The organism is Hyphomicrobium zavarzinii ATCC 27496, from assembly GCF_000383415.1.
Classification (GTDB): Bacteria; Pseudomonadota; Alphaproteobacteria; order Rhizobiales; family Hyphomicrobiaceae; genus Hyphomicrobium_C; species Hyphomicrobium_C zavarzinii.
Genome location: NZ_KB911256.1, coordinates 83761 through 104552 on the forward strand (window position 1 = coordinate 83761; position 20792 = coordinate 104552).

Here is a 20792-nt window from a genome sequence, read left to right on the forward strand (position 1 = left end):
TTGGCTATCCGCGACCCGAAAACGGGACGGCGAAAAGTCAGGATGCTCAACTCGACGGCACTTCGAGACCGACGGCCTTTTGCGAGGCCACCACCTGATCGCAATCGGAAGGGATGAGCCCGCCGAGCTCCGCGCCAGCGAGCTCGAAGCAGCCTTCGACGAAGGCATTCGCCGCGTGCGCCAGCGTCGAGCTTTGATTGAGGCCTACCGTCATCGCGCGATAGGTAATGCGCGCGAGCTTGTAACGCCCGATACCCTGCACCGTCACGCCGCGATGCGTGCCGCCCTCGGAGATCAGATAAGCGAACTTGTTCAGGATGCCGCTGTTGAAGTGCACACAGCCGTTGTCCTGATAAGCGGTCGATCCGCACTGGGGATCGTCGGGCGTCAGCACGTCGGAGTAGTGGTCGGGCTGTCCGCGATTGGCGAGCGAGAAGCGCGCCGCGCGGTCGAACATCGACTTGTTGTTGGCGTCCTTGAGGTTGGGATCGGCGAGGCTGCGCAGCGGCGACGTGATCGAGAAGCCGGGAGAGGATTCGCCAATCAGCCAGTTGCCGCCGTCGCCCCTCGCGTCGAACTCGATCAGCGCGCCGAAGATGTCGGCGAGCGACTCGTTCACCGCGCCCGGCTCGTTGAGATAGAGCAGGTTCTTCTCATGCGCGATGATGCCATGCGTCATCTCGTGAGCCACGATGTCGAGCGCGCCCGCATAGCCCGGGCCATACACCATGACGTTCGCCTTGGGGCAGTCGTAGGATTTGCTCGTGCACCAGTAGGCATTCTGCGTGCGCCCATGGCGGACGTAGGCTTCGAGCGGCGAGCCGCCTTGTCCAGCGTTGTCGTCGAAACCGTCGCGGCCGAACGTCAGGAAGAAGTAGTCGCGTACGATGCCTGCATTGCGGAACGCGACCAGCGCTTCCGGCGCGAGCTTCTCGATGCGCTTGCGCGTCTCCTCGTCGATGCCGAGCGAGCCCGGGAAGGTCGTGGCCTGGGCCAGATCGTACACCCGCCGCAGCATCCCCGAAGGCTGATCGCGATAATAGTAGAAGGCCTCGCCCGTGTTCGCGTCCACGAAGATGCGGAAGGAATCGATGGTGACCAGCCACGCGAGCCGTGTCGGCCCCGACTTCGCTTTGCCGATGAGAGCCGGATCGAACACGGTGAGATCAGGCTTCTTGATTTCGGCCTTGCTCGGGTCCGGCGCCAGCGGGAAGGCCCGTGAGGCGTCCGGCGCGCTGCGCAGCACATCCGCGAGCTTGGCCCGCGCGGCGGCGATGGCCTCGCCTTCGGCGATCTTGGGCTTGGTGTCATCGAGCGCGACGTTGGAGATCGTGCCGCTGAACTTCGTCACGCCGAGCGAACGGTCGACGTTGAGCTTCGCGGTGGAGCCGAACACGGGAATACCGTCCACTCGCTGCTCCACCTGCGCGACGTAGCGGTCCGGAAAATCCGGATCCTTGCGCCGTCCGATGTACTCCGGCTTCGCGCTCTTGTTCTTCGAGGGATAGAGCGAGCTGAGGCCGCCGGTGCCGAAATAGGCTTCCACCGCCCGCTTCGTTTCCTCCTCGGTCTGCTCGCGGCCGCCCTCGTTGGCCCCGAGCGACGGCGCACCCGAGCCCGGCTGCGGCGAGAGCCCCATCACGGTCGTCGGCAGTCCTGTCGCGGGATTGATGGTGACGCGCAGGTTGGGATGCGTCTTGCGCAATTCCTCTACCGCGCGCTCTACTTCGGCCTTCACGGCCGCTGGATCGCTCGCTGCTGCCGGTTGGGTCCCGCTCGGCGCGGCCGTGACCAGAGGCGTGGCCTGCTCGCCGTTCTGCGAGCCGGCGCCAGTCGCGTTGCTTGCGACCGTGGTCGTGCTCACGAGCCGCCGGCATTTCGTGATCGGCTCGGGCGACGCCTCGGCAACCGCGTAGATCTCGGGCGGAGTGGAAAGCCCGGCGCTGGCGACTGCAGTTCCAAACGGCGTCGCCGGATCCGACCAGAGGAACTCCATGGCAGCGAGATCCGTGCGGTCGCTGCCGCCGAGCTTGCGCGCATCCTTCGGAGAAAGTGCGCCGAAGCCGCTGCCGTTGAGGTCGATGCGCGGCCAGAAGCACTCGTTGTCGTCGATCACGCCGTCGCCGTTGAGGTCCTCGGTGAAGGCGGCATTCTGAGTGGCCGCACCGGAGAGGGTCGCGAGCTGGCGCGAGAACACGGCAAGATCGCTCGGACCCACCGCGCCGTCTCCGTCGAGATCGGCGAGCAGGCGCACCTCCTCGGGAACGAGCCGCGTCGCGGCTTCCAGCGCGTCGATGGCGGGAGCGTGGGTCTCGCCCTGCTTGGCGGGCGTTGCGCTCGCCTTCAGGATCTCCGCGATTTCGGCGGGCGTCTTGTCGGGTGCGAGCTCGAACAGGATGGCGGCCAGCGCGGCGACGTGCGGCGCGGCCTGTGAGGTGCCGCTGCAAACGCCGAGCGGCAGCTTGTCGGGCGAGAGCGTGCTCATGATGTCCACGCCCGGCGCTGCGAGATGACCGCCGATGTTCGAGAACTCGGCGCGCGCGCCGTTACGGTCCACGGCCTCCACCACGAGGATGTTGGGCGGACTGTCGCCGGTGGCGGACTCCTGCGTTCCCGCCCACGCGAACGGCGAGGCCCACTTGGCGTCGATCGGCACGGCGCGGTCGTCGGAATCGTTGCCCGCCGCGACGACGAACAGCACATGATCCTTCACGCGGCTCGCCATCAGGCGGATCAGGTTGGCCTGGTGCATCACGTGCAGCGCGAGACCGGGAACCTCCTCCGGATCTTCGTCGCCGAGCAGGTTGCTGGCCACAAAATTGTAGCCGAGGCTGATGTTCACCACCCGAAGATTGTCGGGCTGCATTAGGTTTGCGTAGACGTAGTCGAGCGTCTTGGCGAGCACGTCGTCGAACAGCAGCGCGTGCACCTGCCAGCCTTCGTCCACGCCCACGTGGCCCGAGTCGCCGACGATCTTGTCGTCCACCGCGATCGCATCCATGCGCGCGTCGGGAATGATGCCGTCGATGCCCGGCTGGTCGTCGCGCCGCGCGCCGATGATGCCGGCCACATGCATGCCGTGATGCGTGCCGCACCCCGCCGTGTGGTAGACCAGCGGCTTCACGTTCTCCATCGAAGCGAACGGCACCAGCGGATTGGTCGCAAAGCCGCCGTCGATGATGCCGATCTTCGGGCGCTTCGCATCCGGGTTGGCCTTGCGATGCTGCGCGAGCACGCTCCACACCGGCGGCAGACGGATGGCCTTGAGGCCCCAGTTGCCGTCCTGGCCGTCGCCGGCATTCCAGCGCCAGCTATAGATCTGGTCGCCCACCGTGATGGTGGCGCCCGCGCCCTTCGGCAGATGCTTGGCTTCCATCGTGGAGTTGACGAAGGCGCCCTCGACGATCCGCTCGTTTCTGAGATCGCGGATGAGCGGAGGCTCGAGGATGTTCTGGAGCTGCGCCTTGCGATCCTGGGGCGCGGCACCCGGGGCCGCGCCCACGGGGGCAGGCGCCTTGCCGTCCACCTCGACCGTGATCACGCCGAGCGGCGCGATCATCTTGGTGATACGCAGATTGTATTTCTTGAGCAGCGCCTCGATGTCCGCGTCGGTCGCGGTAGGTGCGAGCTGAATGACGTAGCTGTTGGGCTTGGCCACGGGCACCTTGCGCGCGGCGACCTCGACGGGTTCGCCCGCGGGCGTGCGGCCGCGGCGGCCGAACAGCGTGCGGAACAGGCTGGGCCGCGAGGTGCTGGCCTCGGAGGCTTCGCTGAAGGCGCCTTTCGGCTGGTTCTCCGCAGCCGGAGCCGCTTCCGTGCCGAGCTTGTCGGAAAGGAACGCAAAGACGGACTCGCTCCACGTCACGCTCGAACGCTTGGCATTCGGGTCGTTGGACTTCTTCGAGGCCTTCTCATCCGGCTCGATGTAGATGAAGTCGTCCTTGCCGGAGCTGCTTCCCGGCTGGCCGGGCTTGGGCGCAGGCTTCGTTTTCGGCGCGAACTTTTCCTCCAGCGAGCGCTGCAGCCTGTCGTATTGCGACGGCGGCAATTGCGCTTCGGCTGTCGAGAACATCGGCACGGTGAGCGCCATGAGCACCGCCATGGCAATTGCTGGCGTATGTCTCGGCATCGTTGCTGCTCCTAACTCGACAAAATTGACGTGACGTGGGGAGGTGAAGAGGTCTCGTGCCTCAACTTCCCCACCAATTGTTCCACTTACCCTTGATCCAGTCCCACCACCCTTGCTCCTGAGGCGCGGGCGCAGGGGCCGGCTGAGGCTCGGGTTGCGGCGCGGGCTGAGGCGTTGGCGCCGGTGCGGGAGCCGGTTCCGGCTGCGGAGCGGGTGTCGGCGCAGGTGTCGGTGTCGGCTCCGGTTGAGGCGGAACGGGCGCCGGCTCGGGTTGAGGCGCGGGCTCCGGCTGCGGCGCGGGCTCGGGCGCAGGCGTGGGCTCAGGCTGAGGCGTGGGTTCGGGTGCCGGTGCGGGCACTGGCGCAGGCTCCGGCGCGGGCGTGGGAGCAGGCGTCGGCGTAGGTTGCGGCGTCGGCTGAGGTGTCGGCGTGGGTGTCGGTGCCGGAGGTGCCGTCGCGCCGATCTCCACCACGGGATCGACGATCAGATTGCCGTCCGCATCGATGCCCGCATCGAGGCCCTTGGCGCGGCGCAACGCGGCGATCATCGAGGTGAATACGGGGACGTACACCTGCAAGGTCTTGTCGCCGACCTTGATGCGCTGGCGCACGTTCAAGTGCAGATGCAGGCTCGTGGCGGGCTTGCCGCCCATGTACTTCGAGACCTTGCCGAGCACTTGGCCCTGCTTCACCTTCGCGCCCGTCTTCACGGTGATCGAGCGCGGGTGCATGTGAAGATAGTAGTAGTCGGTGCCGTCGTTGGTCTTGAGCTGCACGGTGGTGTTGGAGGTCACGTTGACGATCGTGCCATCCGCGACCGCGACCACTTCCCACGTGTTGTCCTTGTAGCTCGGCGGACGGATGTCCTGGCCCTGATGGCCTGCGCCGCCGGGGCAAAGAGGCATGTCCCAGCCGCGAACCTCGCAGTAGTTGTCCCGCTGCTTCATCGGGTCGTAGTTGCGCGGATCGCTGTCGCTGCCGCCGGCCGCGCCCTTGCCGTTCCAGCCGCCGCCGCCATAGCCCCAGATCTGAGAGTTCATGTGCGGGAAAAGGCCGGGGCCGAGTTTCAGCGGGAAGACAATGTCGGGCGCATAGACGCGACGGTCCGCGCGTCCGCGGCCTTTGTCTTTCTCCAAGAGGTCTCCGGGCGGATAGTAGGCGAAGCCTGCTTGAGCCGGAGGCGTGGCCGTGCCCCCACCGGTACCCGGTTGACCTGTGCCAGGCTGCCCCGTTCCGCTTCCCGCGCCCGTATCAGTCCCCGGTGTGGTCGTCCCGCCGCCGGTGACGGGTGGCGTCGAGCCATCAGCCGGTGGCAGCAAGCTGCAACGCGCGAGCTGCACGAGATCGTTGCCTTGCACACCGGCGTCGCCAACACACGGCGTAAAACCGCGCTGAGGAGCCGTGCGCACGCCATTGAAGGCCGGTGCCATGCTCGGCGCCGCGAAGCTTTGCACCAGCGCGTATGTTGCGATGTCGCGCCCTAGAAGAGGCGAAGGCCCAGCCGCGAACGCGCGATCCTGAGTTGGCAGATGGGCGAACCCTGCGAAGCCGGCACCCGCGAGTGCGGGAATGACGCACAACGCAACTCCACGAGCAATCCTCACGCGACGTCCCCCGTATCCAGTGCAGTTTCACAGTGCATGTGGATCCCTCGCCGGATAATGCCCAAAGAGTTGGACCCTGGCAACGGAACCCCCGGCAGTGCGCCTTCTGGCGGGCGCTTGTGGAAACAATATAAAAACCAACAGCTTGTACCGTTGCCGTGCGAGCAGGAAAACCCTGGCCGTGCGGAGCAAAACCTAAGGAGCGCTCTCCGCCGGAAGCAGAGATTGCAGCATCGCGCGGGCTTCCGGCGAAAGGCGATCTTCCGGCAGATCTGCAGCAAGAACACGGCGGATTGCGGCTTGCACGTTTGCGGGTGCCGGTTCCGGTGCGACCGCCAGCGCCTGCGGGCCGCCAAGGCCGGGCGCCGCGGAGAAGAGCCCGCCCCAGTCGATGCCGATCGACGGTTTCGCCCAATCGCCCGAGATGCGCACCGGGATCGGGAACGCCGTCGGCGGAGGGATGGCCTTCACGCGGATTTCCTGGTTGAGCCGCTTGCTCGGTACGTTGACAGTTCCCGCCGAGTTGATCTCCACCTCAGAGCCGCCCATCGAGAGGCCCGGCTGGCTCCGGAGAATGCCTTTCTTGATGTCGTACTGCGCTTCGAGGCGCTCGAAGCCTGTCTTGAGGCCGAGGTCGAACTTCCAGCTTTTCCACCATTCGAAGATCATCCGGCGCACGTCGAAGCCGCGCAGCGCGCCTTGTCCCATGCGGAAATGCGCTTTCCCTTCGAGCGTGGAGGTGAGCTGGCTCTGGTTCTGCCCAGCGGCCGTCGCCGAGATCTCGACGTTGGATGTGCCGGAAAGAAGCGGCTTTCCGGTCAATTCGGTGATGATGGGCTCCGCCGCGACATCCGACATGGTGAGCACCACTGCGGCCTTGGGCGGCGCGGCGCGGCTGTCGACGTTGAGTGTGCCCGTTGCCTTGCCGGCGCCGACGGCCAGCTCTTCGAGCTGGGCATCCAGCACCCCGTCGGTGATCGCGGCTTTGACGCGTCCCTGCTTGAGATCGAGCGCGCCATAGGTGATCGCGGCGGCGTTGACGAGCACGTCGAGATCGAAAGCCCGAAGTGCCTTGAGATTGAACGGCTGCTCGCTCCATCCGGGCGCCGAGGAGGCCGTGGCGGACGCAGCTTCGGCCTGCGCGGCCGCTTGCGGGCCGCGCTCCAGCGTCGAGAGATCGTTGAGAAGCTGCTCCCAGCCCGCGGTCACCTGCGGCTCGAACTCTGTAACGGGTGACGCTTCAGGTGCGAGCGATGCGCGTCCTCCCTTGCCCGCGATCCGGCCGAGATCGACATGCTCGCTCGCAATCGTGCCAGAAAGCTTCGGCCGCACGCCGCCAAGATCGAGCTTGCCGTCGAAGCGGCTGCTCGTCGTGTTGATCATCACGTCGGTTTCGGTGAACGTCACGTCGCGCGTGGTGGCCAGCACCTTGCCTTCGAGCGAGGTCTTGAGCGGCTCGCCGGTCGCGGTCGTGTCCGCGCCGAACCAGCGCGCGAGATCGAAGAGAGAGGGCGTGGATGCGGTCACGTCGCCCTTGAACTCGGCGGCGGCCGAGAAAAGCGCGTCACCTTCGAGTGCCGCCCGCAACGGACGCCCGTCGATGCTCGCCTTTAGGGTCGACGATCCGCCCGCGACCATGGCATCGAAATCGCCGAGCACGATGTCGAACGCGACAGCTTCGCCACCTGCCACCAGCGTTCCCTTTGAGGTCGCGCCGCCTCCGACGGTGTCCAGTGTCTGCGCGGAGTTTATGGCGCTCACCGCGCGAATGGCCCCCGTCTTCCCGCTCCGGAAGCTAAGGGCGCCGTCCCCGATCGTGATGATCGGCGGCGGAGAGAAAGCGGCCACGGGCGCCGAGGTTGCCGGTTGTGCCGCCACGCTCGCAGCAGGCGTGCCGAACACCCAGTTGCGGGTGCCGTTCGCATCTTCCTCGAGCGTGATGTTCGGCTTGATCAGTTGCAGGCTTTCCATCCGCACGCGGCCCTTGAGCAGCGGCAACAGATCGACCGTGGTCTTCACGGTGTCGCCCAGAAAGAGATTGCGCTCCGGCATTCCCTCAGGATTGGAGACGGCCACCTGGTCGAATTCCACGTCGAGCTTCGGCCGCTCGAGCTTGGGCGGGATGTGAATGCGCATGGCCCCGATGGTCACCTTGCGGCCATACGCATCCCCGATGCTCTTGGCGAGTTGATCCTTGATGAGGCCTAGCGGCGGGAAGATGACGAGAAGCGCGATCGCAACGATGGCGCCGATCAGCAGCGTGCGGAACAGCCGCCACGCGGTTCGACCCGTCTTGCGCGGCGCCTCGGCCTCGGAGGGCGTTCCAGGATCTGCTGGCATGCGGGTCTCCACGCAACACACGGGACTGACATCATGCCGGATGCGCACCATGCCAGTATGCAAGCGGCATACTATTTGGCGCGCACTCCTTCAACCCGTGCCGCGCCTGCCACGCGCTTGTGCTCAGAGGCGTTGCGCGGAGGAGACGCCGGGTCTTGACGGACTTGATCGTGGACGGGCCGCCCGGGTAAGGTTCGCACCCAAATGGCCCGGCCCCGCTTGGCGGACCGCTGAGCGCTTAGGTATGTCTTGAGTAGACAAGGAAATGTCCGCATGACGATTGTTGGCGTGTCCGCTCGTGCGTACCGGCCCGCGACGGGACTGGCGGTCGTCATGCTCCTGTCGGCCAGTACGCTGGCCGCGGCCGCCGGCAAGCTCATCGCGGTCCAGTGGTCCGATCCCGAGATCAAGAGCTTCGTCAGCGCGACGGCGGCCAATCCGCCCCGTTCTCTCGGCCCCACCGCAGACGATCAGCTCGGCAAGCTCAAGCTGCCGGTGCTCGCCTTCGAGGCGACGCCCGGGGTCGCGGAGAACACGTTCCGCATCGGTCCGCGCCCGGCGACAGAGCGCGATGTCGTCATGGATGAGGCCGAGCCTGTCTGGTACCAGATCGTCGAACGTTATGGAGACGTGACGGTTTCCGTGTCGGCGGATCTGCGCGTGCAGCACGAGTTCCCGGCGAGCTACCCCATCTATCAGAACGAGAGCCGGGGCGCCGCGCCCCAGGCGGGACCCACGGTCTCCGTGTTCGACGATCGCAACGAAGGTGGCGAGGAAGGCCTCCTCGCGGAGTACACGATCACGAAGTTCGGCGTGCCGTACACGGTGACGGTCGAATGCACAGCCGAAGCCAAGGATCAGTGCCGCGATACGAGCCAGATCTCGAAGGACAGCGAGCTGTTGAAGCTGATCCGCGCCACGCCCCCCGCCGCGACGACGCCCTAGCGAGAATTACCGAGCGGGTCGCACCTGGATTGCCCGTATGTCCACACGTATCTGGACACCGGCCTGCGCCGGTGTGACGGTTTTGACGTGTGGAGGCGGCTTGCCTCAATTTCCTCGTCACCCTGGCGAAGGCCAGGGGCCAGACACGCCAGAAATGGGCCAATCCATCGCTGCTCGGGAGCGCATCGAACGGCGCGGCGTTTACACCGCGAGATTGCCGCTGATCGCGAGGCGCCCGCCACGCGGAGCTGCATCCGCCAGGGCAAGGTCAGGTCCGAGCGGCGTTCCATGATCCATGGCCCGGATCGCACCGTCGCGGGCCCCGGTGATCATGTTGGCGCTGATGAGGCACGCGCCCGCAGCCGGGTCTGACGAGATCAGGATGCCCACGCCCGCGTCGCGGATCAGGTTTCCGGTCATCGCCACGTTGCGTAGATAGGCTCCCCACCCGGCCAGGATGCCCGCCGTCGGCGCGCCTTCGATCACGTTGCCGGTCACCGTGGTGTCCGCCTCGATACCGATGCCCACTCCGCGCTTATCCACAGGTTCGTGCTCGCGCCGGAACAGATTGCGGACGAGATTGCCCTGCACCACGGCGAGCCGTCCGCCCTCGTTGAAGTTGGTGACGGCGATGCCGCTCGCGGCGTTGTCTACGACATTGCCCGAGATGAGCGCGCCTTCGAACGCAAACTCCGCGTAGAGCGCCACTTCGCCGATCGTGCGGCACGCATTGCCGACCATCTGGATGTTGCTCGCTCCGTTCCCGCGGATCGCGGAATAGGCGCAGTCCGTTATGCGGTTGCCCGAGACCAGCACGCCGCCTGCGCGGAACACGTTGATGCCGTTTCCGTTCTGCCCGCTGCCGCCGCCCTTGGTAGCGATCCGCTCGATGCGGTTCGCCTGAACGAGGCTGCCGTCCTCGCCGGGGCTGCTCCGCCAGATCTGCACGCCGTTGTTGGCACAGTCCGAAATCGCGTTGTGGCTCACGTCGAGCCCGCGCGCATCAAGGCTGAAGAGGCCAGCCTGCGACATCTCCCGCAGCGTGCAGTCGGTGATCGTCCCTGCCGACCGGGTCAGCGCGATGCCGTTGAGCAACCCGCGCCGCACGTCGAGGCCGGACAGCGTGAACCCCTCGCAATCATCGAGCGAGACGAGGCCCGTCGCCTGATTGGCGTCCATGCCGAGCAGATTACCGTCGAGGACGAGCCCTTCGAGGCGGACGCCCGCCGCCTTGCGTCCTGAGAGAAAACTGCCTCCGCCCGTGAATTCGAGAACGGTGCGTCCGGATGTTCCAATGAGATGCGTGCCGGGCCTCAGCGCCAACGCGCCGATGCGAAAGCGTCCCGGCGGAAGGGTGACCGGGAGACCCTGGCTGGCCCCGCTGTCGATGGCGGCCTGCAAGTCTGCCGTCTGCTCCACGCCGTCTTTCGGCAGGAGGGCAAATGGCAGGGATGATGCGGAAGCCTTCGAGTGCGCACGCGGTCCCGCCTCGCCTCCCGCGCCCGTTGCGGCCTGGGCGGAAAACCCAGCGGCGGCAAGGCCGGTCGAGACCAGTCCGGTCGAAAGAAGGGTGCGGCGATCGAGGGGCATGAGAGGCTCCGGACGCCCATCATGCACACCCCCGGTTAAAGGACCTTAACGTGCCGGCGTGAGGGGGGCGGCCGGCCGAGGCAGGTCCGGATGATCTCGAGCCCGCCGATGAGCGCCGTCCCCCAGTCGAACCGCATCGCCTTGGGATCGGCCCGCGACTTGAGCAACGCAGGCTGAATTTCCTGGGGAATATGAAAAAAGCCGACAGTCGCCGGTTGCTCACCTTGCTCCGCCAGAAGCAGCGAGTGGTAAAAAATGGCGTTGCAGAGATAGCCGCCCGCATCGTCCGAGAGTTCGGCAGGAACGCGCAACGCGGCGAGGCGGCGTTTGATTTCTTCGGCGGGAACGTGCGTCGCGTGGGTCGCAGGCCCGCCGCGGACGATGTGGGTGTCGCTCGGCAGCGCGCCCACGGCATCCTCTGCAGAGCGGCACAGATTGTGCGCCTGCGTCTCGATCACGAAGCAAGTAGCCTTGGACGATACGCCGAAATGCAACACCAGCTTCGGCCGCTCCCGCTCGTAGAGCGTCTTGAGCCGGCCGGGCGCTCGTTCCCATTCCGTGGGCAGGATCCTGGAGACCACCCGGTGCGCGCTGAAACGGCGTGCCGCGAGATGGGCGAGCTTGGGCACGAACCGTTGGCTGGCGTTCTCGGCGACACCAGGAAATGGGCCGAAGCCCGTCAGAAGAATGGTATCTCGCTGACGCATTGCCTCAAGAAATTGCCCCTGGATTGGGCGTATTGACGGAGGAAGCCCGTGTCACGAAGTCGAAGCCTATCCGTGTTTTATCGCAATCGGCGGTAGGCTTCATCACCGCAAGCAGCGCTGGCGGCGATTGGCGTGATCCCGTTTGAAATGGCGCCGGATCGGAATTACGCTCTCGCCCGATTTTGCAGGGCCGCTTGCGAGACTTGGGAACGCCGTGCCGTTCCTTCAATGGCGGATACCTGATGCGGACTGCATTTTGGGGGAGGCGACCTTGCGTAGCTTCGGTGTGATCGCGGCTTGTCTTTCGGCGCTGATGCTAGCGTCGTGCGGAGAAGCTCCCAAGAGCGGCAGTCCGCCGCCTGCAACCGCGCCCGCGCCCCAGGCCGAGCCGCCGCCAGTGACGGACGAGGTCGCGCCGTCGGCACCCGAGCCCAAGGCCGAGGCTCCGAGCGAGACCGATGGCGCACCGGCCGGCGGGTCTCCGCCCGCGGCCGGGGAAGAGGAAGCGCGCCCAAGAGCCGCGGCGCGTCCGCCTGCCGCTGCGAAACCGCAGGCCCCCGCTCCGTCCTCCGCGCCCGAGCCCGTGGGCAGCGGCGCGCCGCCCCCTGACGCGATGGCGCCCGGCGCACCTGCGCCGCCGCCGCCACCGGCCGCCGAGGAGGCCAAGACCGCTCCGGGCGAGTGGGATGTCGTGCCTGTCTACTACGGTACGGATCGCGCCCAGACGCCGAACGACAAGCGGCTCGACTATGGCAGCGAGCGCGGGCGGCGCCTGGAGCTCGGCCGCGCGCTCGTCACCGTTCCCAAGGCCCACAAGGTTCCGTCCATCGAGCGGCCCTGGGCCATCCGCGTCTTCAACGTCACGCTCTACGAAGAGGCGGAGGACCCCAATCGCCATTTTACGATGGAAGAGATCAAGACGCTCTCGGAGGAGGAGTTCCTGGCCGCCGTGCGCGAGCGGCTCGCCGCCTCGTCGCGCTATAAGGATCACGCCTTCATCTTCGTGCACGGCTACAACACGAGCTTCGACTACGCCATCTACCGCACGGCGCAGATCTCCTACGATCTGAAGTTCGACGGCGCGGCCTTCGCCTACAGCTGGCCGTCGGGCGGCGGGCTCGCGAGCTACACCTACGATCGCGAGAGCTCCGGACAGTCCGAGCCCTATCTCAAGCAGTTCATGGAGCTGGTGATCAACAAGACGGGCGCGAAGTCCGTGAGTATCATCGCCCACAGCATGGGCAACCAGCCGACGCTACAGGTGCTGCGCGACTTGCGTTACGCCAAGCCAGAAGGCGTGCAGATCAGCCAGATCATTCTGGCCGCGCCCGATGTCGATCGCGACAACTTCGAGAACATCGCAAGCTCCATCAAGGGTCTCGCCGACGGCGTCACGCTCTACGCCGCCGGCAACGATCGCGCCCTTCGCGTCTCGCGCAATTTCTACGGCGGCATTCCGCGCGCGGGCGACGTGCCGGCCACGGGGCCGCTGATCCTGCCGGGCATCGACACGATCGACGTGACCGCCGCGAGCATGGACAGCCTCGGCCTCAATCACTCCGGCTACGCGGAGAACAACGCGCTTCTCTCCGACATCGCCGCGCTGATCGCCAGCGGTACCCGGCCGCCGAAGCTGCGCACCCCGAGCCTGGAGGAGGTGACGACGGACCGCGGCGTCTATTGGCGCTACCCTGCCGCGCGTTGAGGGCGGAAGGATTCGTTAACTCCGCTTTGCGACAGTCCGGGATCGCGGTGTTGTCGTAGCGTGGGTGTGAAACGATGCGTGGCGTTGGAATGGCCGGCTGCAGCCGGTTGGCTCTGAAAGCGGGCATGAGCGCTCTGGCGGTCATGCTGATGGCCGGACTTCCCGCCGCTGCCGCTGAAGACACGCCGGCAGCTTCAGCCGAGGCAAAGGCCGACGCGCCGCCGCAGGCCGACTATTATACGCGCCGCGCCAAGTCGATCCTGGAAGCCGAGAAGAGCAGTATCGAGAAACCGCATCCGCTGGCCGCGTCCTATCCGGGCATGGACGTTGTGGTATGCGAAGCCGGGTGCACGACCATCGGCAAGCCTGAGGTCGTCTACGCAAAGCGCCATGCCGAGGCCGCCAAGACGGTGACGCAAGGTTTGCTCGTTCCCACATCCGACAACGGCGAAACCGCCGCCGCACCCGGCGCGGTGCTTTCGTCGAATGCGGCCGCCTGTGTGGCCGGGTGCTATGGAGGTGAGGGAGACGCGTTCGAGGCTTATCCCGAATCCCCGGTCGGAGAATGGTCCACCTCCGTTCAGACGACAGCCCCGCGCGACAAGCTCTCGCCGATCCGCTGAGCAGCGGCCCTTAGCCGCCAGCGAGCGCGGCGCGTATCTTCTCCGCGTTCTGGGCCAGAACGGCGGGATCCTCCATCTTTCCCGAATGCGGTTTCATCGGCACGCCTGTGTGCCGCGGCACCACGTGAATGTGCAGGTGGAACACGCTCTGTCCGCCGGCCGCCTCGTTGTACTGGAAGATGCTGACGCCGTCGGCCGCGAATGCGCTTTTGACGGCGCGGGCCACCTTCTGCACCACCGGAAGCAGCTTGGCGAGCGAAGCGGGATCGGCATCGAGAATGTTGCGCGCGGCCGCCTTGGGCACCACGAGCGTGTGCCCCGGCGCCTGCGGCATCACATCCATGAAGACGAGCACGTCGTCGTCTTCCAGAACCTTGTGGGCCGGAATCTCCCCGCGCAGGATCTTGGCGAAGACGTTGTTGGTGTCGTAGGCCATCGTGCTCACCCCAATCTCAGGTCTGATGCTGCCTTCTATGAGCATCGCCTTTGCCATTCTGCAAGCCCTCACGAGCTTTGCCTTGATCTCATGCGGATGAAGCGGGTTCCCCACGGCGCGCCCTATTGTCCGTTGCCGTCCCGCTTGAATGGTCCGTGCTCGCGCAGAAGCTCGTTGACCTCGGCCACCTCGCTGCGCTCTTCCTCGAGATAGCGGGCCACCGCCGCCTCGAGGCGCGGATCGGCGAGCCAGTGGAGAGAGTACGTCGTCTCGGGGAGATAGCCGCGCGCGAGCTTGTGCTCTCCTTGCGCGCCCGCTTCCACACGGGGAAGCCCGTGCGCGATCGCATAGTCGATGGCCTGATAGTAGCAGAGCTCGAAATGCAGGAACGGATGGTGCTCGATCGCGCCCCAGTAGCGCCCGAACAGGCAGTCTCCGCCGATGAGGTTCAGCGCGCCCGCCACCAGCTTCCCGTCACGCCGCGCGAACACGAGCAGACACCGATCCGCGAGGGCCGCACCGAGAAGTGAGAAGAAGGTGCGGTTGAGATACGGCCGTCCCCACTTGCGCGATCCGGTATCCGTGTAGAACGCGAAGAACGCATCCCAATGGGCCTCCGTGATTTCCGCGCCGGTGACCGAGAAAATTTCGACGGCGGCCTGCGCGTCAGCCCTCTCCTTGCGGATCGCCTTGCGCTTGCGAGAGGCGAGCGTCTGAAGAAAATCGTCGAAGGTGCGATAGCCCGCGTTGTGCCAATGGAACTGCTGGCCGGTGCGTCTCAGAAAGCCGCCCTCGCCGCCGAGCCGCGTCCATTCGCCTTCGGTCAGGAACGTCACGTGCACCGAGGATGCGCCGATGCGATCTGCAACTTGAATGGCCGCACGGGCGAGCAGCAGTTCCGTCTCGGCCTCCTTTGCGCCAGGCCGCGCGAGAAAGCGGCGCCCCGGAACCGGCGTGAATGGCACGGCGCCCTGCAGCTTCGGATAATACTGTCCTCCCGCGCGGTGCAGCGCGTCGGCCCAGGCGTGGTCGAACACGTACTCGCCCTGGCTGTGCGTCTTGGCATAGAGCGGCATCACGCCGGAAATTGCGTCTCCCGGGCCTTCGAGCACGAGGTGATGGGGATGCCATCCGCTTCGCTCGCCGACGGTCCCGGCCGCCTCGAGCGCGCCGAGAAACGCGTGCGAGAGAAACGGATTGTACGTCGCCGCATCCGGGTTAGCGCAAGCGTCCCACGCATCGGCCGCGATGTCGCGGATGCGCGGCACGACTTTCACGAGTCTCTGCTCCGCGTCGCCCAGCGTCCTGCTCCTATCGAGGCTCGAAACCTAAGCGTCCACCCGCGCGCGTTCGGCAAGCCAGCCTTCCAGCTCTCTCAGCGCACGCCGGGACATGATGCGCTTTTTCTCTGCCCCGCGCTCCTTGCCTTTGAGCCGACGTCCGTCCGCCCCCGACGTCGGCGCGTCGTCGAGCGGAGGCAGCAGCCCGTAGTTTATGTTCATAGGCTGGAACGACGGCGCGGAGGCGCCGGCATCGAGAAGATGCCCGCCTGTGATGTGGGCGATCAGCGCACCGAGCGCCGTCGTGGGCGGAGGCGGAGAGAGAGGCTCGCCCTTCCGCTCCCAAGCCGCGAAACGTCCGGCGAGCAAGCCGATCGCCGCGCTTTCCACGTAGCCCTCGACCCCGGTGATCTGACCGGCAAAGCGAAGCCGCGGCTCGGCCTTGAGCCGGAGAGAGCTGTCGAGCAGCTTCGGCGAGTTGAGGAACGTGTTGCGGTGAAGGCCGCCCAAGCGCGCGAACTCCGCGTCTCCGAGCCCCGGGATCATGCGAAACACGCGCACCTGCTCCGCGTGCTTGAGCTTGGTCTGGAAGCCCACCATGTTCCAGAGCGTGCCGAGCGCGTTGTCCTGCCGAAGCTGCACCACGGCGTAGGGCCGCCGCCCCGTGCGGGGATCACTGAGACCCACGGGCTTCATGGGCCCGAAACGCAGAGTCTCGCGGCCTCGTTCCGCCATCACCTCGACCGGAAGGCATCCGTCGAAATAGGGAGTTGATGCTTCCCAGTCCTTGAAAGTGGTCTTCTCGCCCGCGAGCAGAGCGTCGATGAAAGCTTCGTACTCGTCTTTCGACATCGGGCAGTTGAGGTAGTCAGCCCCGGTTCCGGCGGGTCCCGCCTTGTCGTAGCGCGATTGCTTCCAGGCGATCGTCTGGTCGATGCTCTCGAGATGCACCACGGGAGCGATGGCGTCGAAGAAGGCAAGCTCGGTTTCGCCCGTGAGCGTCTTCACCGCCTCGCTCAGCGCGGGAGATGTGAGCGGCCCGGTCGCGACGATCACGCTGTCCCAGTCTGCTGGCGGCAGTCCGGCCACTTCGCCGCGCTCAATCGTGACCAGCGGATGCTGGGAGAGCCGTGCCGTCACCTCGGCCGAAAAGCCGTCGCGATCCACCGCCAGCGCGCCGCCGGCCGGCAGCTTGTGCCGGTCTCCCGCCGCCAGGATGAGCGAGCCCGCGCGGCGCATTTCCTCGTGCAGCAGGCCGACTGCGTTGTTTTCCCAGTCGTCGGACCGGAAGGAGTTGGAGCAGACCAGCTCCGCGAGGCCTTCCGTCTTGTGGGCATCCGTCATGCGCTCCGGGCGCATTTCGTGGAGAACGGCCGGGACGCCCTGGGATGCGATTTGCCAAGCCGCTTCCGAGCCCGCGAGGCCGCCGCCGATTACGTGAATGGGTGTGTGTTCTGTCATGGCGCCGAGCCTATCACAACCTTAACGGCCGTTCGTCAAGCTGCCTCTTTGCCGGTCCGCCAGCCTGGAATGGACATATGGGTATTTCTGGCGCATAAAAATTCACGGAACATGCTCACTAGGAGCCTTAATATCGGCCATGTCCATCATCCCGAAACCTGACAGCATCACGTGTAGCAGGGCCGAAGTGGACGTGCTGGTCGTCGAGGATTCCTGGAACGTCGCCCAATCCTTGAAGGGCATCGTGGAAAAGGCTGGCGCCCGGGTTGTGGGACCGGTGCCCTCGGTAGCCGAAGCCCTCAAGGTCATAGATGACCAGCCTGTGTCCCTCGTGCTCGTCGACATGAACCTCAGGGACGGTTTCGCGGATCCGCTGGTGGATGTGCTGATCGAGCGGGGCATCGCCTACGCCATCATAACCGCCTACGAAGCGCTGCCCTCGAATGCCGATCGCGAGGCGCTTGCCCGCATGAGCAAGCCGCTCGATCACGATCGCATCGCGGAGTTCATTCGCGACTTCAGCGCCAGTCAGGCGAACGCCTGAGCGCCACCCCCGTCATGTGAGCGTCAGGTCGGCAGGCGCGAGTGGCAGCCAGATGGTGCAATTTGCGCCATGCTCCGGAAACGTCAGTGTCACCATCGCATCCGCCTCATACTTCAAGAGATCGCGGATGGTGCTCGTGCCGAACCCTTCCGGCCCGATCTCGCCCGTGAGCGGAAGACCACGCTCCTGCCACTCGATCACGAGAATTTTTGTGTCCGGCAGCTCTGTGCTCTCGATGTGCCAGGTGACGAAAACCCGGCCCTCCGGCCGTGACAGCGCGCCATGCTTGACCGCGTTGGTCGAAAGCTCGTGCAACACGAGGCTTAGGGATTGCGCAAGCGCCGGCCGCAACAGAATGCGCGGGCCGGTGAGCGCGTCGGCGCTTGCGTCCTGGAACGGCGCAAGCTCGGTTTGAACGAGCTCCGCAAGCTCGAGCCCGTGCCACTTCTCCCGGCTCAGCATCGAATGCGTGCGCGCCATGGAGCGGATGCGCCCGCCGAGCGCCAGGTAGAAATCCTCGACCGAGGATGCGTTCTCGCGCGAGCGGTCCACCACGGCCTGCACGAGCGTCAGCCCATTCTTGACGCGGTGATCGAGCTCGCGGACGAGCAGTTTTCGCCGCTCCTCGCCCGCGCTTCGTTCCGCGATCAGCGCCGAAAGCGAAAGCGAGCAGGCGACCATCGACACGATGGTGATCTGCGACCACATGATGTCGACGTCCGTGATGTCGCCCCGCTGCGCGACGACGCAGGCCACCAGGATGAACGCAACGAGCGAAGCTCCGATCGGCGAATAGGTGAGCGGCTGGCGGATGGCGAGCAGCAGCAACGGCGGAAACAGGATGGCGACCGGAATGCGCAGCTCCGCGCCGTGCTGCCCGATTGCGCCCGGATAGAGCGCCGTCGCCGTAGCGGAGACGAGGCCGATCAGAAGCAGGCCCTCGATATGATCGCGCACCGGGATCTCGCGAGAGGCGAGCGTGCGCAACCCTAGAATCATCGGCGTGATGGCGATAACGCCGATCAGGTCTGAGCGGAACCAGAGATGCCAGTGCGTGAGAAGCGGGCCTTTGGCCTCGCCGAGTATCTTGATCGTCACGGCCCCGATGGCCGCGCCGAGCGCTGTTCCCACGGTCGCGGCGACGAAAATGCCGAACACCCGGCGCAGGCTGTCGAAGCGCAGGTCCGTGCCGAGAAACCGTTCGGCAAGCCACGCCACCGTCAGGCACTCGACCACGTTCGCGAAAGCGAACAGGGGCGCCAATGCATAGATCCGCCCGGCGGCCATGTTCGCCGCCATCGTTGCGATGGCCACGCCGGTTGCGACCGGCACGAAGCTCGCCCGCCCGAAGACGAGCAGTGCACCCACCGCGATGCCCGAGGCAGGCCAGAACACGGCGACCCCGCTCGGATGGGCGAGCAATGCGAGCCCATAGCGCGCGGCGAAATAGTAGGAGGCCGTCATCAGCGTTGCGGCGAGAACGCCTATCCCCACACGCTCTAGGCTTACCGCGCCGCCCGCGCCTCGCTCGGCCTCGCCCCGCTTCTCCTGCCCGGCGGAGGTCGCAGACTCGCTCCTCAGGAAGAGCGGCGCGCGTGTCATGACGCGCACTGTCCGCTCGCGTCGAGATCGGCCTTTACCGCGTCGAAGGAGTCGAACTCGCCGACGGGCGCGATCTCCTTTGCGCCGCTCGCATCGAACAGCCAATACCAATCGAAGCTGCCCCCGAAACGGAGATAGCGGTGCTGCTGGGCGACAATGGAATCCTTGAGGTCGGAAGTGCACCACGAGAGGATCGCGAAATCGTTCGCCGGCATCACATAGCGCGCGGTTCGCGATTTGAGGGTGAATGCATGGAGCGCCGAGGAGGTGGCCCAGGCAGGCGAGAGGAAAAAAAGCGTCTCGCCGTCGGCGGAGAATTGCTTGTTCTGAAACGCGCACAGAGCCTGGCTGGGTTCGGATCCCGCGTGCCCTCGGATCAGCAACTCGTCACCGGCGCCGTCGATGCGAACGCGCCGCAACTCGTCCGGTGCGCTGAGCGCGGTGCAGTCGCCGCTATCGTCCTCGTCGGGGCTTTTGGAAGCTGGCTTTGCCGAGCGCGTATAGATCACCCATTGCTGATCGGGCGAGATGACGGCCTCGCTGTCGCGCTGCTGGCTGGTGAGCGTTTTGCGGTTGTTGCCCGTGAACAGCACGACGTTGCCGTTCTCCACGGCGACGCGTAGCCGGGCTCCGGCCACGGCGTCAGACGTAAAACAGCCGATCGCAACAAGAGCCGCGATCGGCGCGAGCAGCACCCCGGCTGCCATGGTTTGAGCGCGTGAGGCGCAGACGCACATGATCTTCATCCGAGCTCGAAACAGGCCCTCTCGCGACGTGGCCGCGTGTGGGGGCGCCCCGCACGGCGACGCTCAGTGATACCCCTCGCCGGCTCTCACCTTGCCGCGGAACGTCCAGTAGACGAACACGGTATAAGCCAGGATCACGGGCAGCAGGATGAGAACTCCGATCAGCATGAACAACTGCGACGACGGGTGGGCGGCCGCCTGCCAGACGTCCACGTTGGGTGGCACGATGTAAGGTAAATTCGAGACCGCGAGGCCGATGAACCCGAGCAGGAACAGCGCGATGGTCGAGACGAAGGGAGCCGTGTCGCGCCCGGCATGAAGCGCCGACCAGCACGACCACGCCGCATACGCCGTCAAGAGCGGCACGGGAGCTAGAATCAGGAAGTTCGGCAGCGTGAACCAGCGCTCGAAGATGCGCGGCACCGCGAACGGAGTCCAAAGGCTCACGATCACGAGAGCAAGCAGCACCAAGGGAAGAATGCGCTTCGCTTGCTCGCGCGCTTGCGTCTGAACCTCGCCGTCTGTTTTCATGACGAGCCAGGTCGCGCCGAGAAGGGCATAGCCCGCCACCACGGCAACGCCGGTGAGCAGCGAAAACGGAGAAAGCCAATCGAATGTCCCGCCCGCGAATACGCCGTCGCGCACCGTGGGCCCTTCGAGCAGCGCGCCGAGAATGATGCCCTGCATGAACGAGGCGACGATCGAGCCCCCCGCGAACGCAAGATCCCAGATCTGGTGGTGAGGCTTGGCGACCCAGCGGAACTCGAACGCCACGCCGCGGAACACCAGCGCCAGAAGCATGATGATCACCGGCAGGTAGACCGCTGGCATGATGATCGAATAGGCCAGCGGAAAGGCCACCAGAAGCCCGCCGCCTCCCAGCACCAGCCACGTTTCGTTGCCGTCCCAGAACGGCGCGACCGAGTTCATCATCTGATCCCGGTCCGCTTCCTCCGGGCTCGCCGGGAACAGGATGCCGATCCCGAGGTCGAAGCCATCCAGCACCACGTAGAGCGCCACCGCGACGCCGAGAATGGCGACCCAGATGAGCGGGAGCCAATAGGACGTGTCTTCCATGGGC

Annotated in this window: 15 protein-coding genes; 4 read left to right on the forward strand and 11 right to left on the reverse strand. The window is 65.9% G+C overall.

Going from position 1 to position 20792, the window contains the following annotated elements:
* Positions 1-46: 46 nt before the first annotated feature.
* The 3 genes from F812_RS0104425 to F812_RS0104435 form a co-directional block, all read right to left on the reverse strand.
* Positions 47-4129, reverse strand: coding sequence for a M4 family metallopeptidase (locus tag F812_RS0104425; RefSeq protein ID WP_083929066.1), 4083 nt, complete (start codon positions 4127-4129; stop codon positions 47-49).
* A gap of 61 nt (positions 4130-4190) precedes the next feature.
* Entirely contained in the window at positions 4191-5732 is a 1542-nt protein-coding gene (locus tag F812_RS0104430) for a M23 family metallopeptidase (RefSeq protein WP_156827245.1), read from the reverse strand.
* Positions 5733-5927: 195 nt separating this feature from the next.
* Positions 5928-8072, reverse strand: coding sequence for an AsmA family protein (locus tag F812_RS0104435; protein ID WP_020084754.1), 2145 nt, complete (start codon positions 8070-8072; stop codon positions 5928-5930).
* Between the two features lie 273 nt (positions 8073-8345).
* Between F812_RS0104435 and F812_RS0104440 the strand changes: the two genes are divergently transcribed.
* Entirely contained in the window at positions 8346-9017 is a 672-nt protein-coding gene (locus tag F812_RS0104440; protein WP_020084755.1) for a hypothetical protein, read from the forward strand.
* A gap of 201 nt (positions 9018-9218) precedes the next feature.
* On the opposite strand, the gene F812_RS0104445 is transcribed toward F812_RS0104440, so the two are convergent.
* Entirely contained in the window at positions 9219-10607 is a 1389-nt protein-coding gene (locus tag F812_RS0104445) for a TIGR03808 family TAT-translocated repetitive protein (protein WP_020084756.1), read from the reverse strand.
* 35 nt (positions 10608-10642) lie between these two features.
* Positions 10643-11314, reverse strand: coding sequence for a pyroglutamyl-peptidase I (locus F812_RS22535; protein WP_020084757.1), 672 nt, complete (start codon positions 11312-11314; stop codon positions 10643-10645).
* A 271-nt stretch (positions 11315-11585) separates the two neighbouring features.
* Here F812_RS22535 and F812_RS0104455 point away from each other — a divergent pair, with 271 nt between their 5' ends.
* Together F812_RS0104455 and F812_RS0104460 are read left to right on the forward strand one after the other, a co-directional pair.
* Positions 11586-13019: an alpha/beta hydrolase gene (locus F812_RS0104455; RefSeq protein ID WP_245257631.1), complete on the forward strand. Its 1434-nt coding sequence runs from the start codon at positions 11586-11588 to the stop codon at positions 13017-13019.
* Between the two features lie 125 nt (positions 13020-13144).
* On the forward strand, positions 13145-13642 hold the full coding sequence (locus F812_RS0104460) for a hypothetical protein (RefSeq protein ID WP_156827246.1): 498 nt from the start codon (positions 13145-13147) through the stop codon (positions 13640-13642).
* Between the two features lie 10 nt (positions 13643-13652).
* Here F812_RS0104460 and F812_RS0104465 read toward each other — a convergent pair whose 3' ends face one another.
* The 3 genes from F812_RS0104465 to trmFO form a co-directional block, all read right to left on the reverse strand.
* Entirely contained in the window at positions 13653-14078 is a 426-nt protein-coding gene (locus tag F812_RS0104465; RefSeq protein ID WP_040497955.1) for an HIT family protein, read from the reverse strand.
* A gap of 122 nt (positions 14079-14200) precedes the next feature.
* Positions 14201-15355, reverse strand: a complete 1155-nt coding sequence (locus F812_RS0104470) for a GNAT family N-acetyltransferase (protein WP_020084761.1) — start codon at positions 15353-15355, stop codon at positions 14201-14203.
* A gap of 51 nt (positions 15356-15406) precedes the next feature.
* Positions 15407-16819: a methylenetetrahydrofolate--tRNA-(uracil(54)-C(5))-methyltransferase (FADH(2)-oxidizing) TrmFO gene (gene trmFO, locus F812_RS0104475; RefSeq protein ID WP_020084762.1), complete on the reverse strand. Its 1413-nt coding sequence runs from the start codon at positions 16817-16819 to the stop codon at positions 15407-15409.
* A gap of 139 nt (positions 16820-16958) precedes the next feature.
* Here trmFO and F812_RS22540 point away from each other — a divergent pair, with 139 nt between their 5' ends.
* Positions 16959-17363 carry a response regulator gene (locus tag F812_RS22540; protein WP_083929068.1) on the forward strand — a complete coding sequence of 135 codons (405 nt, stop codon included), beginning with the start codon at positions 16959-16961 and terminating at the stop codon, positions 17361-17363.
* A 12-nt stretch (positions 17364-17375) separates the two neighbouring features.
* On the opposite strand, the gene F812_RS25250 is transcribed toward F812_RS22540, so the two are convergent.
* The 3 genes from F812_RS25250 to cydB form a co-directional block, all read right to left on the reverse strand.
* A complete protein-coding gene (locus tag F812_RS25250) occupies positions 17376-18965 on the reverse strand; it encodes a sensor histidine kinase (RefSeq protein WP_020084764.1) in 1590 nt (529 codons plus the stop codon).
* Positions 18962-19672 carry a hypothetical protein gene (locus tag F812_RS0104490; protein ID WP_156827248.1) on the reverse strand — a complete coding sequence of 237 codons (711 nt, stop codon included), beginning with the start codon at positions 19670-19672 and terminating at the stop codon, positions 18962-18964. Before F812_RS0104490 ends, F812_RS25250 begins: the two co-directional genes overlap by 4 nt.
* Positions 19673-19774: 102 nt before the next feature.
* Positions 19775-20788, reverse strand: a complete 1014-nt coding sequence (cydB, locus tag F812_RS0104495; RefSeq protein WP_020084766.1) for a cytochrome d ubiquinol oxidase subunit II — start codon at positions 20786-20788, stop codon at positions 19775-19777.
* Between the last annotated feature and the right edge of the window lie 4 nt (positions 20789-20792).

Coding starts and splice junctions, on each gene's coding strand:
- F812_RS0104425 (WP_083929066.1), bottom strand. CDS start 4,129: ATGCCGAGACATACGCCAGCAATTGCCATGGCGGTGCTCATGGCGCTC.
- F812_RS0104435 (WP_020084754.1), bottom strand. CDS start 8,072: ATGCCAGCAGATCCTGGAACGCCCTCCGAGGCCGAGGCGCCGCGCAAG.
- F812_RS0104440 (WP_020084755.1), top strand. CDS start 8,346: ATGACGATTGTTGGCGTGTCCGCTCGTGCGTACCGGCCCGCGACGGGA.
- F812_RS0104445 (WP_020084756.1), bottom strand. CDS start 10,607: ATGCCCCTCGATCGCCGCACCCTTCTTTCGACCGGACTGGTCTCGACC.
- F812_RS22535 (WP_020084757.1), bottom strand. CDS start 11,314: ATGCGTCAGCGAGATACCATTCTTCTGACGGGCTTCGGCCCATTTCCT.
- F812_RS0104460 (WP_156827246.1), top strand. CDS start 13,145: ATGAGCGCTCTGGCGGTCATGCTGATGGCCGGACTTCCCGCCGCTGCC.
- F812_RS0104465 (WP_040497955.1), bottom strand. CDS start 14,078: ATGGCCTACGACACCAACAACGTCTTCGCCAAGATCCTGCGCGGGGAG.
- trmFO (WP_020084762.1), bottom strand. CDS start 16,819: ATGACAGAACACACACCCATTCACGTAATCGGCGGCGGCCTCGCGGGC.
- F812_RS22540 (WP_083929068.1), top strand. CDS start 16,959: ATGTCCATCATCCCGAAACCTGACAGCATCACGTGTAGCAGGGCCGAA.
- F812_RS25250 (WP_020084764.1), bottom strand. CDS start 18,965: ATGACACGCGCGCCGCTCTTCCTGAGGAGCGAGTCTGCGACCTCCGCC.
- F812_RS0104490 (WP_156827248.1), bottom strand. CDS start 19,672: ATGGCAGCCGGGGTGCTGCTCGCGCCGATCGCGGCTCTTGTTGCGATC.
- cydB (WP_020084766.1), bottom strand. CDS start 20,788: ATGGAAGACACGTCCTATTGGCTCCCGCTCATCTGGGTCGCCATTCTC.